Raw genomic sequence first — 14,077 nt, forward strand, 5'->3', positions numbered from 1 at the left:
TCAACAAATGTAAAGTATTTTTATTTACATTTTGTAACTTTGTTGAGACAAATTTGTCCAATAGTAGATTTATATTATGGAAGAATTATTATATCAGATATACTCAAATCATCACGGAAAGCTGCTAAAAGCATACGTAAAAAAGAATAGCATCAATAAAAAAGGAGGTATAAATAAATTAGCTGAGGAATTAAATTTGACAAGACAAGGAGTTTACATTTTATATAGCCAAGAAGTGATAAAACTGTCTCATCAAAAAAAAATAATAGCTTATTTAGAATTGCCAAAGGACTTTTTCCCAAGACCTATCTCTGCAGAGGAAAGGTTCCGGCTGTTGTTGGGAGACTATGCCAATATAAAAGTGGAAAATTTAAAATTAAAGGAAGAGCTTGAAAAAACAAAGGCTAGAGCAGTCATTAGAGATTATCTGGTAGAACAACGTAATGAACATCAAAAGGATAAAAGTGGCAACACAACTGTGGTTTCAAAGATAGATTTTGAAAGTTACATAGACAATTACTTTGATGAATTGTATTTAGATCAATTTTTACATAGAATTACTATTGATGAGATTCAAAGTGGTTTTTGTTTCGAAGTATCTGGAGAAGATTTAGATCATTTAGGTATGAATCAAGGTGATTTTGTATATACTGATACTTTGATAGAACATTATGATTTAGTTAGAAAAGAAAACTTATATGTAGTCATTATTAATGACCCTATCAATGGAAAGGATATTCTTATTGGACAAATTCGATGGTACAGAGGTTCTATAGGACTTGTGCAGCTTGATAAACGACAATTTGATTTGAACGGAAATCTTACTATTGAACAATTATGGGAAGTGAAAGGACACATTAGCAAAGAAGAATATGATATAAAAATTAACTGCGATGATGATTTTGAAACACCATATTAAATGCTTTGATCGCTGACTAATCTTTTGAAATTTTGATCATGACAAGCAAAAAAATAATGGAAAGTGCTAAAATCCATGATTTTCTGTAATTGCCATTACTTTATAAACTGTATGGATTATTTGTTATAACTGGTCTCTTTAAAGAATTTTATTTCATCTTGAATAGTATGATTTTTTATTTTATCCAATTCCTTCAGCAGATCCTTTGATAATAATTGTTAATTCATAAGCAGGTACTTTAATGTTGGAAATCATAAGAATGGGATTTAGCTGATAAGGTTGAATTAATGTTTTTATAGTTCTGCAAAATGTTGATAATCATTGCCTCACTTCATAAAATTTGTGGCTCATTACTGCATTTTAGGGAACTTTTGGGAAGATAATTTTACAAAGTAATAATACAAAGAAAACACACCGTATTTAATTACGTAATACCCCGTATATTTATGCGGAAAATACTGTAATCTAGTATAGATGACGCTTTAGAGACTATGTCCTTTTCTATCGGCTTTTTTTCTAAATCGCTGTAAAAATTCTAGCCTATTTTTTACCCCTGTTTTTTTAAAGATATTAGAAGCGTGTTTAGACACGGTGTTTTCAGCAATAAACAAGTCTTTGGCAATATTCTTATAACTCAAATTACTGAGAATTGACAAGGAAATCTCAATCTCTCGTCGGGATAAATCCTCATAAATAATTTTATGTTCTATAGATTCGCCTCTTTGCTTTTTCTTCAGAGCGAATACCTCAAAAATTCTAGTATTGTTTTCTGAAAAAATAAATATCTATCTGTTTCTATTACAGTTATGGCAAAAAATGCCATATTCATTACAGTAAAAGTAATCCATTGATAATCACCAATTACGGTACAAATAGGTAGTAATGCTATGCTTGTTACACTTATGGTTGACAATTTACTTAGTCTTAATATAAAAGCGTTTGGATTGGTTGGATTGGAAATTCGTCGATAAAATATGAAGAGAAAAACAATGGCAGCCATCGATATTGGTACAGTGAATAATAATCTAGCTGATTCCAAAGATTTTTTAATAAATTAAGGAACTAAAAATAAAATGATGTAGCTGGCTATTGTAAATATAGCTAGATTACGTATGGACGAATTAAATTTCAAAACAACGATATCATATTCTTTATAAAGGTAATAGACAGTAAAAACGCATAATGTTATAGCTACGCCGTAAGTTATAATGTATTGAAGTATTAAAGGCCCAGGGAAATTATCAGTTGGAAGGAATCCACCAGAGGCATTGTAAGTAACAAATAACAATCCAAGAAATAGAAAATGTTTAAGACTACTGCGTGTTCTCTTTCTTGAAAAGTAAAGCGTAAACAATACAATGAATGTATCTATTAATAGATAGAAAAACGTTGTCCAATGTATTGATGTTCCAAACATTTAATATATAACTATTCATTACGCTCAAATTTGTTAGTTTCAAAATTTTTGGAAACATTGTTCCAGTGAAATACTTGTCCGTTCATAGCAATATAAACATCCGGTTTTAGAAATTGCAATGAGCTGATTGCATACCCTAAATTAAATGGGGCGTCTGTATTTTCAGAAGACCCTAAAATAAATGACCCAACTAAAATAATGGTTTTACCAAGGTTGAGTTTTCCTATATATTTTGCGGTGTTTTACATTGTGAAAGTCCCGTGTGTTATTAATATTTTCTTCGCATTGGCTTCCCTAACTTTACTTACTAGTAGTTTAAGGTCATTTTCATCTATAGCCCGACTATATTTTTTAAATATACTCTCAATATCGTATTCAAAATCTACATTTGCCCTATCGAGAAAATCCCCTATAGATATATTCGTTTTTTTGATTCCCTTATCACCTACATAATCTAACCCTTCAATAGTTCCACCTGTAGTTAATATTTTAATCATTAAAAAGGTTTTTAAGCATTTCCAAAAGTTAGAATTTTCCCTCCATAAAGTTAGCAGAAGTTTTTGATTATTAGTTTATAAATTTAACTTCATGGTTACACATCGAATGACACTCCGTAATTGAATTTTTAAATATAAAATAGACAATTTTATATTTATTATGCTATTTAAATCTTATTGATAATCTATCATAATCTAAATTTTTTCAAAGCCCTTAAGTGTGGCAAAAAGGTCAAAAGATGCATCGTAAATGTTATCATGTGATAAGATAACCAATCTGCAAGCTTATTAAGGATAGTCGTTTTTTGTTTAAAGTTAGTCTTGGTGACTTCCCTACACTCACTTATAACCCGGTTAAAATCCGAACGTAATGTTTCGGCAAAAGCAGACGAATATATTTCCACGTTCATTTCTATACTACCATAGCAGCTAAGGCTGTTTAGATTAAAAGAACCTATTGTTGACCACTGATTATCTACAAGAGCAGCTTTGCCGTGTAGTACAGACTTTTCCCATTCATATATTTGAATTTGATTATGTAGAAAGTTTGCATATAAATGTTCGGTCGCCCTACGCACCAATGGAACATCACTTATACCCGCCAAAATTACCGTTATTTTCACACCTCTTTCACTAGCTTTTTTCAATGCCTTAGACATCTTTCTTCCAGGTAAAAAATATGAACCCAATATGACTATTTCTTTTTTTGCCCTAAATATTGCATTTGTATATGCGTCACATACTTCTGTTTTACTTTTTAACCAGTCGTTTTGTGTAATTCCAACAAGTGCTTTACCGGCCGAATGTAAGACTGGCTTTATTTTTTTTGAGCTTCCTTTTCTAAAAAAATAATCTCTGCACAGTTTCTGCAAATCCTCGGCTGCAGGGCAATCTAGTTGTACGGCATAATCAAGCCAAGGTTCAGATTTCAAAGTTCCATGGTACTTATTAGCAATATTGATACCACCTATCAGTGCCATTTTTCCATCAGCAACTAGTACTTTATGGTGCATACGCCTACCTAGATAAAAATTATTCACGGAAAACAAAGGGGAAAAGAAACGAATTAAAACACCGTGCTGAATCAAATTCTGTATAAAACTATCAGGAAGAGCCACACTTCCATATGCATCCAGTAAAACATAAACTTTTACATCTCGTTGAGCAGCTTCTTTGAGGCAGGTGGCTATATCATTTCCCGTTTCGTCGTTCTCATAAATATAGGTTTGCAGATGTATTTCTTTTTGTGCATCTCGGATTATATTTTTTAGTCGGATAAAATACGCTTCGCCAGAATGCAGCAATTGAATATACGCATTATCACTTTTACTATCGTGTAATTGTTTTTTTTGTTCTTCAGTTGTTGATTTATGAATCATCAAATGTTTATTATGATTTATTTTTTTGAAATTTATATTTCACGTTAAGGTATGTATCACATTTCATCTTTCAATTTCATTGAGGGTAAAACAAATCCTATTGAGATTAAAATAACCGACCCAGCAATAATAAAAGGATAATAAAAACCAGCAGCAACTAACCAGGTTCCTATAATTGGACCCAAAATCTGGCCAATACTATTGGTAGAACTTTGTATGGAAATATTTCTACCAGTATTCTCTTGGGATATTAATGAGACCGCTGAAAGTAGGTTTGGTGTTACCATCGCACCACCTGCTGCGAAGACAACAATTAATCCGTACACTAAAAACTCGTTTTTGAAAAAAGGAAAGGCAATTAATGAAATTCCTGAAATGAGTAATCCTAAAACGATTTGCTTTTTAGCAGCTAAGACCTTTTCCCCATAACTGGCAAAGACAGGCTGTAAAATTGCCATTACTGAACCACAAATCATGAAGCCGATACCAACTTGGTTACTATTAAATGCCAATTCGTCTTTACCATAAATGGAAAACACAGTTTCAAATAGTGTGACGACAAACTGCATGACAAAAGAAATCATTAAAATAATGATGAAGTATTTACTAAATGAAAACCGTAAGCTTCGTTTCTCTGTATTAAACTTAATTACTTTTGCTGTATTTTTTAACCATTTTGATGTAATTAGTAAAACTATGAATCCTAACAGCGAAGCAAAAAGGAATGGTACTGAAAATCGGTCTAGATGCAGTAGTCCAAGGGAATATTCTAAATGTATATCTGTTTGAGATAGTAAACCTCCTATGACGGGACCAAAGATAACACCAGTGCTTATCGCAACTCCGGACCATGCCATAACTTTAGTTCTTCGTTTCTCGGATGTAATATCACTTAAATATGCATTGCTAACTGGGATAACAGAAGAAGTAAATATTCCTCCAAAAATACGTGCAGTATATAGCATGGTCAAGGATGTAGCAAGACCTGTTAGTAATTGCATGATTACAAATCCAATCAAACCAATAATGATTATGGGTTTACGACCATATTTGTCAGATAACTTTCCCCATATCACTACGAATAGCAGTTGGAAAAAGGGATAAATGCTCGTGAGCAGACCAATGTGAAAGTTAATAAGGTCGGTGTCGAGATTGTCTTTTAGTGCTAATCTTTCGGTGTAGTAGGGAAGGGTTGGTAATAAAATACCATAGCCCAACATTACTACAAATAAACTCAACAGGATTAAAGATATCCTGTTGAGTTTTTCTTTCCTATTCATTATTTTTTACCGAGTTTTCGTTTTAATAATTGTGCATTAATGGCTACTATAATCGTACTTAAACTCATAAATACCGCACCTACCGCAGGTCCTAAAACAAAGCCCGAGGAATATAGTACACCAGCTGCTAAAGGAATGGCTACGACATTATAACCTGTAGCCCATATTAAATTCTGAATCATTTTATTGTAGGTAGCCTTTCCAAATAAAATTAAGTTGGCAATGTCCTGTGGATTGCTGTTTACCAGAATAATATCGGCAGTTTCAGCAGCTACATCAGTACCAGAGCCTACGGCAATTCCTACATTAGCTTTTGCAAGGGCTGGTGCATCATTTACACCATCACCCGTCATAGCTACAAACTCTCCTTTTATTTGTAGTTCTTCAACTATTTCTACTTTTTGGTGTGGTAATACTTCAGCGTAGTAACCATCTAAACCAAGTTTCTCACTTACGGCTTTAGCTGTTTTTTCATTGTCACCTGTTGCCATTAAGACTTTAATATTATTTTTTTTGAATATTTTGATGGCTTCAGCAGATTCTGGTCTTATTTCGTCAGCAAGCGCAATATAACCTGCCAATTCACCATCAATTAAAACAAATACTACAGTTTCCGCTGCATCGCTGTATGCATCTTCAGGAATGGTAATTTTCTCATCTCTTAAAAAACCAGGACTTACTACCTTAACTTGCTTACCTTCTACAATGGCCTCTACACCTTTACCAGTAATTGCATTGAAGTTTTCTGGGCTAGGGATAGTAATATTATCTTCTTTTACTTTTTTGATAATCCCAACAGCTATTGGGTGTTCAGAACTTTGTTCCAATGCACTTGAAAGTCTTAAAATTTCTTTTGATGAATAAGCCTTGTTAACAGACTCGATTCGAGTAACACCAAAATCACCTTTGGTTAATGTTCCTGTTTTATCAAAAAGCAAAGCTGAAATTTTCCTCGACTCTTCAAACGCAGTCCTATTTCGGATAAGCAATCCATTTTGGGCAGATACAGCGGTAGAAATAGCAACCACAAGTGGAATGGCAAGACCCAATGCGTGTGGACAAGCAATTACCATAACGGTAACCATTCTTTCTAAAGCGTAAACAAATGGAAAGCCTAAAATCAACCAAACTGCCAACGTACCAAAACCAATTGCCAAAGCGATGTAGGTTAGCCATTTTGCAGCCCTATCTGAAAGATTTTGCATCTTGGATTTGGTTTTTTGCGCTTCCTCTACCATCTTGATGACTTTGTTGAGGTAGCTATCTTTTCCAGTATGTTCAACCTTTACTTTTAAGGTACTATTGCCATTTACCGAACCACCAATAACCTTATCGTTTTCATCCTTTTTTACAGGTTTGGATTCGCCTGTAAGCATAGATTCATTCAGGTAACTGGAACCGTCTACTATTATTCCATCTGCTGGAACTTTCTCCCCAGGTTTTACCAATATCACATCATCCTTCAGTAAATCTTCGAGAGGGATGTCCTCTATGGTGTCACCTTTTACCCTGTGCGCTTCCGCAGGCATCATACTTACCAGTAACTGTAAGGCTTTTGAAGCACCTAGCACACTTTTCATTTCTATCCAATGGCCAAGCAACATTATGGCTATAAGTGTTGATAGTTCCCAGAAAAAGTCTTCACCTCTTAAGCCAAAAACGGTAGCAGTACTATAAAAATAAGCTACAGAAATTGCCATAGAAATCAAGGTCATCATTCCTGGTGCACCTTTTTTGACTTCAGACCAAAACCCTTTTAAAAATGGCCAACCACCATAAAAATATACAACAGTGGAAAGTGCAAAAAGGATATATGGATTTCCTGGAAGTAAAAATTCATAACCAAAAAATTCCTGAATCATTGGCGAGAAAAACAATATGGGAATGGTAAGCACAAGTGTTACCCAAAACCGTTTTCTAAAGTCTGCTATCATCATTTTATGATGGTCGTGACCCATTTGACCGTGTCCCGGATTATGACCTGAATGGTCTCCACCTCCGTGATTCATTTTAGAATGGTCTTCTTTTTTTTGTTTTTTCTTAGAATGGTCCATTTTTGAATGGTCCATTTCTTCGTGATTGTGATGTTCGTGATTTTCCATTATTGTCTTGTTTAAGTGTTATCGTAATTTTTTTCTCATAGCTTCCGAAATGTTTTCGGCATAGACGCCATAGGCATCCACCAAAAGTCCTTTAATCCCATTTTTTGATGAAATAGCATAAAGCACACTGTTATCGTCGGTACTGCTCATGCCTTCAAAGCGATAGGTTTTATCCACTTCAAAGTCTTCTGGGTGTAATTCAATTTTTAGTGAGGCACACTCCAAACATTCAGGTTTTAGGTTAAAATCGTATGTATAACCATTTGCCTGCAAATCGTTAATTGCTTCTGAAAGTGTGTCGTAGTTGTTCATTTTCTTTCTATTTATAAGTCATTGTAAAATAACTATTATCTTCCTCTGTAAATTTCTGAAAGGTCAATAAGCCTTTACCATTTATTTTTTCATTGACAGTATAGTTGAGTTGCTTAATGCGAATTCCCCAGGCATAGGCCTTAATATTGATTTTTGAATTAATATTATTTTTGTTGCCATCTAATGTTCGGTCGTAAATCTTTATGACGCTTTTTGAACCAAAAAAATTCAATAAGCCCGAGTCAAAAGTCATTTCCAATTCTATATCTTCAAGGTTATTCAAATCATAGAGCTCTTTAAATTTTTCAGAGGTGGTATTAATTTCGGTCTCTTTTGATTTTGGATTAGAAAACGGAAAAGCCATTACCATTACACTTGCTTCATTAGGCCTACAGCGATATGTTGTTGTATATTTATCCGTAGACTTTTTGTCCTCATCAAACAATTCTGTAACCACCTTAATTTCATAATATTCATTCTTCTTTATTGTTTCACCGGCTTCAAAAGTTTGTTTGTTTAGAAAAGAGCCTTTTTCGTCAAAATTTTCTCGAATGACAACTCTACCTGAAATCTGCCCAATGAGCATTTCAGTTTGTCCATTCATTATAATGCTGAATAAGATAAATAGTACTATGAAACTTTGTTTTCTCATATGTGATGCATCAATTTTTTCACCTCTTTTGCCATAATATCACTTAAATCTATTCCGTTTGAAGAGTGCGGGATGGTATTACAAGTCACTATTTTTTCTGCCCCAGAATCCAACAAATCTTGATAAGCGTTTCCTGAAAAAACGGCGTGAATACCTACGCAGATAGGTGGTTTCATTCCTGCTTTATTCAAATGTTGTACGGTTTCAATCATTGTCCGCGCTGTGGAAATAATATCATCTACCAAAATGGGTGTAGCATCTTTATATTTATCCACATCGGGAACAGAGACTTCTACATCACGGTCACCGTGACGTACCTTTTGTAATACCGTAAAAGGTGCTCCGGCATTTTTGGCGACTTCGGAAACCCATTGTTCACTTTCCGAATCGGGTCCAATAAGTACCGGGTTTTCAATGTTTTCTTTTATCCATTCTGAAATGGCATCGGCAGCGTGAATCACTTTATTTGGAATTTGATATACTTCTCCTAAAGCACTAATTCTATGTAGGTGTGGGTCAACCGTGGTAATGCTATCGGCAAAACCTGAAATCAATTTTCCGAAAAAACCAGAAGTTACTCCTTCGCCTTCGTTAAAAACTTTGTCCTGTCGCATATATGCCAAATAGGGTGCTACCAAACAGGTACACATAGCTCCTAATGATTTGGCTGTGTGGCTTAAAAAATATAGTGGCAACAGTTTCTCGTCTGGTTCGTGCAAGGTGCATACCAGCACCACACATTTATCTTTAACATCAGATAATATGCGCGTGTACGATTCCCCATCGGGAAAATTACGCAAAGTGGCTTTGCCCACTTCAGCATCCATTTTTGTAGCCATTAGTTCTGTGAGTTCTTCATTTCCGGGAAGACTGAATAATATTGTTTTCATAGTTTTTTAAATTATAGTTATGATGTCGTTATGATTGTTTTTATATTCCAAGGCATAGTTAAGTTCACCTTTGGATTCAGCATATATAGTATATAGCAGTTGGTTTTCTTTGATTTGTTCTCCTAAATGGGTATTTAAAAGAATCCCTGCTGATTTAGATTGAGGTGCTCCCGAAAGCTTGGCAAGTTTTGCAATTTTTCGGTTATCAATTCTGTTTAAAACCCCTGACTTTTCGGCCGTAATTTCAATTTTATAAGGTGCTAAAACTGGTTTTGAAAACTGACCTTGTGCTTTACAAATGGCTATGAATTTTTCATATGCTTTTCCAGATTTGAGAATTCTATGTGCGGTTTCCAATCCTTTTCCTTTTTCTACTTTTCCAGAAAGTTCTATTAGTTCAGCAGCTAAAAACAATGCTCTTTCTGTTAAGTCTTTGGGTGCATCTTCCTCATTTTTCAAAACTTTTAATATATCAATGGCTTCTAAAGTTGGACCAATACCCCTTCCAACAGGCTGCGTGCCATCCGTAACTACAACTTTTACATTCAACCCAACGGCAGTTCCAACGGTTTCCATATGATTTTTTAGTTTTTCTGCCATTTCGGTACTACGAACCTTCGCGGTTTCGCCCACGGGAATATCAATTACCACGTGAGTGGAACCTGCCGCAGCTTTCTTTGAAAGTACTGAAGCGATGAGCTGGCCTTCACTATCGATATCCAAGGCTTTTTCAATTTTGATGAGCACATCATCCGCAGGACTTAATTGCGCGGTACCACCCCAAACAAAACATCCACCTTCCTTTTCTACTACGGTCTTTATTTCTTCGGAAGAGAGCGTCACATTGGTCAGTACTTCCATTGTATCTGCTGTACCTGCTGGGGAAGTGATAGCACGCGAAGATGTTTTGGGCATTGTAAGCCCATAAGCAGCAACGATGGCAACTACCAATGGCGTTGTTCTATTGCCAGGCAATCCGCCGATGCAATGCTTATCGACTACAATATCTTTTTTCCAATTCAGTTGCTTTCCGGAAGCTATCATCGCTTTAGTGAGGTCGGATATTTCATCAATATCCATTCGGTCACCAGCGCATGCAGTTATGAATGCTGAAAGATGAATATTTGAATAATCGCCTTCCACGATATCGGTTATAATTTCGCTGTAAGCTTTATAATCTAGTTTTTGATTATAGATTTTAGCCCTAACATAGCTTAACGATTCAATAGGTTCCAAGTGGGAAACGTACAGCGTGTCATTTTGCGTAACATTAAGTTTTTTCGCGGCAGCATCTGATAATCCAATTTCATTTGACAACAGAATATCTGAATTTAAAACATTTAGACTTGCTACGATTGAGGTTGTTGCATTGGATATTCTAATTCGGGTCAGTGCCTCAAACCCTTCTGAAATACAGACGTGGCAATCTTCTCTCATATACACCACGTTTTCATTTTGGGTGTAGATTCCGAGATGTTTGTATTTTAATATATTTGAGTGTTGGTCCATATTTTTATTAATTATGATGATTTATTCTATTTCTTCGATACTATACAATTGTGGAATTTCTGAATCCCATCCATAAGTATCTTTTATATCCTTTTGTAATGCTTCTGCGCCTTCTTTCTCGCCGTGAACGATAAAGATTCTTTCAGGTTTATTTTTTATCTTACTCATCCAATCCATTAGTTCTGTGTGGTCAGCGTGTGCCGAGAGACCTTCAATTTCTGCAACTTCCATTTTGAATGGCACCCATTTTCCATACACCTTTAATTCTTTTTCGCCTTTCAACAATTTTCTTCCACGAGTGCCTTCAGCTTGATAGCCTATAAAAAGCAAAGTGTTATTTGGGTTTTGCGCTTGAGTTTCAAGATAGTTTAGCATACGTCCTCCTGTGAGCATTCCGCTTCCTGCAATCACGATTTTTGGTATGTTGTCCGTTCTTAATTCCATTGTTTCGCGATAACTCCTAACAACCGTGAAATAAGAGCACATCTCATCACATTCGTGCTCTTCAAGTTTGTGCCAATCCCTAGTACGATGAAATAACTCCAAAACATTAGCTCCCATAGGGCTATCCATTATCATTTGTACTTTAGGTATTTTGTTCTCTTTAAGTAATCTCCAAAAAATAAGCATCATCAATTGGGCACGTTCTACCGAAAAACTTGGGATAAATAGGCTGCCACCTCTATTTATAGTGTCGTTGACTAATTTTTCAATCTTCGGAATGGCTTCCACTTCATCAGGATGAAACCTTCCTCCATAGGTGGATTCAATGAATAATACATCTGCCTTTTTTGGTTTTAAGGGTGGAAAAAGCAGTAAATCGTTTGTTCTGCCTATATCACCTGAAAACACAAAACGTTTTCCACGTATATCTAACTCAATGTGTGTAGCACCAAGGATATGTCCATTGTATTGAAACCTCGCCTTTACATCTTTGAGAATGGGTAGCCATTGCGAGGGTGGTACCCCTTTGAAGTAAGGGATTGTTTTTTCTACATCGCTTAAATCGTAAAGTGGTTCTGCAGGATTATGTTTGGAATAGCCTTCTTTATTGGCACGTTCGGCTTCTTGTTCTTGGATTTTAGCACTATCATTCAAAATGATTTTTGCTATATCCAAGGTGGGATTAGTGCCATAGATGGGACCATTAAACCCTTGCTTTACCAATCTTGGCAGATAACCTGTATGGTCCATATGGCCGTGGGTAAGCAAAACAGCATCAATGTCAGCAACATTAACAGGTGGGTACTCCCAGTTTTTAAGGCGTAATTCTTTCAATCCCTGAAAAAGACCGCAGTCTATCAGTATCTTTCTATCTCCTGTATCTACCAGATATTTTGAACCGGTTACGGTGCCTGCAGCTCCTAAAAAATGGACATTTATTTTGTTGTTTTTCATCTTTATAGCATTTATTTAATGTCCACCACAACAGGACGGTGTATTTCCTTTGTTTTGCCCCGATTTGCTCAATTCTACTATTTCATTGTATAGGTTACGGGAATCCTCTTTTATTACAAGTGCCAGCTTCTTTATGGATTTAGGCTCAAAATTTACCATCTCAAGCAATATTTCAAGAGCCTCATCAAGTAATTTGGGGTCATCTTCCAATGCTTGGTAAAATGGCTCAAGATCTATACTGTTCTTTTTTTGCATTTCTTCGGTTTTCATCTGTATTGTTTTTAGAATTAATGACTGTTTATTTAATTATTTTTTTGTTCTTTTAATGTATTGTGCACAACGCTTCCGAATCTTCTAAAATCTTTTTATGTCGTGTTTTATCAATTCCTGTCTCCTCTAATAATGCAGGTTTTTCGTGAAGCTCTTTACACAGTACAATGCCTTTGTCCAGTAGTTTTGTTTTTTCAGCTTTGCTAAGTGTTGTTAAAGCGGTTAAGGGATGAAGCCCCGATTTATCTATTCTGTCCTTGAGACCATTTCCTTTTGGATAATCCCAACTGGTCATAAGCATTCCAGCACATTTCCCGTACTGAATGGCATCTGTTGTGAACCGGGTATTAGTGTAAACCCCTCCTTTATGAAGTTTAGCCTCGTGACCTTTTTGGTGTTCCCATTGCTTTTCCACGTCCAAAAACCGTGAATGGATATACAATGGGATTTTTACATTGCAAAACCTGCCTTGGTCGCTGTGGTATTTGCATTCAATCATATAGTGTTTGTCTTCTTTTTGGGCGATAACATCAACTTCGTGCTTTACACAGTTACCTTGAACAATAACTCCTACATTTGCGCTAAAGCCTTCCATCTCTAAAATCTTACCAATAAATTTTTCAAAAGGAAATCCTGATGGTCCTAATTCCATAATCGCCTTTTTGAGTTTGTATTTTGAAGCACTTACACGAGATTTACCCTTGAGCATTTTAAATGCCTTCTGATAGATTTTTTTTGTGGTAATTCCATTATAAATTGTGCCTTCAATATTTTCTACTATTTGATCAATTATCACTCTATCAGCGCCTGCTCTTTGCAACGAACTTATCAATTTTTCGATTTGAAAAGGGACTTCTTCTCCACTTGCTTTTATAATATTTATATCATTCATTAAGGTGTATTTTTTTGATATTTGCCAAAGCAAAAACGATTAATAAAAAGCTTAAAAATATTTCGAGCATAACAACAAATCTCGCTACTTCGGAAACTGGGGTAATATCGCCATATCCAACAGTTGAAAAGGTAATTACACTGAAGTAAAAAAAGTGGTACAGATTATATATGTATGAATTTGAATGAACAGCAATTCCTTCAAATGTCGTATGATCGAATTGGTAAAGACAGGTGTAATCAGTTGCAAATGAAAAAATACTAATAAATACTATCGCCCCAAAAACCCATAGTAACTGCTTTACTGAATGGCAAATATCTATCAGTTTTGAAAGTTGTTTTAGGGTGGTCACTGTAATTACTATAGTTTTTATAAATGCTGCCGTTGCAATAATTATATGAAATGGAAAAGAACTATGATCGATTAGTGACATTAATAAAACATAAACAAGAGCTATCCCAAAGATTATAAATGCAGGTAATGCGGTTCTTCCAAAGAGTAATTTGAAGAATGATTTTTCTCGAATTTTATTTAATCTATCAGACATATGAATATGTTTT

At 35.1% G+C, this 14,077-nt stretch carries 14 protein-coding genes and 1 pseudogene; 1 reads left to right on the forward strand and 14 read right to left on the reverse strand.

What is annotated here, in order from left to right:
• The first annotated feature begins 76 nt into the window (after positions 1-76).
• Positions 77-919 (forward strand): hypothetical protein, encoded by an 843-nt coding sequence (locus H526_RS0122945; protein ID WP_025740795.1) that lies wholly within the window; start codon positions 77-79, stop codon positions 917-919.
• Positions 920-1,401: 482 nt separating this feature from the next.
• Here the strand turns inward: H526_RS0122945 and H526_RS32405 are convergent, their stop codons facing one another.
• The 14 genes and pseudogenes from H526_RS32405 to H526_RS29920 all read right to left on the reverse strand — a co-directional run bounded on the left by H526_RS32405 (position 1,402) and on the right by H526_RS29920 (position 14,064).
• Entirely contained in the window at positions 1,402-1,575 is a 174-nt protein-coding gene (locus H526_RS32405; RefSeq protein ID WP_342667696.1) for a helix-turn-helix transcriptional regulator, read from the reverse strand.
• Positions 1,576-1,652: 77 nt separating this feature from the next.
• The gene (locus H526_RS32410; RefSeq protein WP_245591226.1) at positions 1,653-1,958 is read right to left on the reverse strand and encodes a hypothetical protein; all 306 of its coding nucleotides are present in this window, start codon (positions 1,956-1,958) and stop codon (positions 1,653-1,655) included.
• A 389-nt stretch (positions 1,959-2,347) separates the two neighbouring features.
• A pseudogene (locus H526_RS29910) lies at positions 2,348-2,833 on the reverse strand (asparaginase domain-containing protein).
• Between the two features lie 188 nt (positions 2,834-3,021).
• Positions 3,022-4,212 (reverse strand): cardiolipin synthase ClsB, encoded by a 1,191-nt coding sequence (gene clsB, locus H526_RS29915; protein ID WP_025740791.1) that lies wholly within the window; start codon positions 4,210-4,212, stop codon positions 3,022-3,024.
• A 56-nt stretch (positions 4,213-4,268) separates the two neighbouring features.
• Positions 4,269-5,492: an MFS transporter gene (locus H526_RS0122965; RefSeq protein WP_025740790.1), complete on the reverse strand. Its 1,224-nt coding sequence runs from the start codon at positions 5,490-5,492 to the stop codon at positions 4,269-4,271.
• Entirely contained in the window at positions 5,492-7,594 is a 2,103-nt protein-coding gene (locus tag H526_RS0122970) for a copper-translocating P-type ATPase (protein ID WP_025740788.1), read from the reverse strand. The genes H526_RS0122965 and H526_RS0122970 overlap by 1 nt, the downstream gene beginning before the upstream one ends.
• Before the next feature lie 18 nt (positions 7,595-7,612).
• Positions 7,613-7,906, reverse strand: a complete 294-nt coding sequence (locus H526_RS0122975) for a hypothetical protein (protein ID WP_025740786.1) — start codon at positions 7,904-7,906, stop codon at positions 7,613-7,615.
• Between the two features lie 7 nt (positions 7,907-7,913).
• Positions 7,914-8,558: a hypothetical protein gene (locus H526_RS0122980; protein ID WP_025740784.1), complete on the reverse strand. Its 645-nt coding sequence runs from the start codon at positions 8,556-8,558 to the stop codon at positions 7,914-7,916.
• Entirely contained in the window at positions 8,555-9,448 is an 894-nt protein-coding gene (locus H526_RS0122985) for a ribose-phosphate pyrophosphokinase (protein ID WP_025740783.1), read from the reverse strand. Before H526_RS0122985 ends, H526_RS0122980 begins: the two co-directional genes overlap by 4 nt.
• 6 nt (positions 9,449-9,454) lie before the next feature.
• Positions 9,455-10,957 (reverse strand): thymidine phosphorylase family protein, encoded by a 1,503-nt coding sequence (locus H526_RS0122990; RefSeq protein ID WP_025740782.1) that lies wholly within the window; start codon positions 10,955-10,957, stop codon positions 9,455-9,457.
• Positions 10,958-10,978: 21 nt separating this feature from the next.
• Positions 10,979-12,355 (reverse strand): MBL fold metallo-hydrolase RNA specificity domain-containing protein, encoded by a 1,377-nt coding sequence (locus H526_RS0122995; RefSeq protein ID WP_025740779.1) that lies wholly within the window; start codon positions 12,353-12,355, stop codon positions 10,979-10,981.
• Between the two features lie 15 nt (positions 12,356-12,370).
• The gene (locus H526_RS0123000) at positions 12,371-12,625 is read right to left on the reverse strand and encodes a hypothetical protein (protein WP_025740777.1); all 255 of its coding nucleotides are present in this window, start codon (positions 12,623-12,625) and stop codon (positions 12,371-12,373) included.
• Positions 12,626-12,677: 52 nt separating this feature from the next.
• On the reverse strand, positions 12,678-13,517 hold the full coding sequence (locus H526_RS0123005; RefSeq protein ID WP_025740776.1) for an ATP cone domain-containing protein: 840 nt from the start codon (positions 13,515-13,517) through the stop codon (positions 12,678-12,680).
• The gene (locus H526_RS29920; protein ID WP_025740774.1) at positions 13,510-14,064 is read right to left on the reverse strand and encodes an ion channel; all 555 of its coding nucleotides are present in this window, start codon (positions 14,062-14,064) and stop codon (positions 13,510-13,512) included. The genes H526_RS0123005 and H526_RS29920 overlap by 8 nt, the downstream gene beginning before the upstream one ends.
• Positions 14,065-14,077 lie beyond the last annotated feature (13 nt).

Source organism: Aquimarina latercula DSM 2041, assembly GCF_000430645.1.
Lineage (GTDB): Bacteria > Bacteroidota > Bacteroidia > Flavobacteriales > Flavobacteriaceae > Aquimarina > Aquimarina latercula.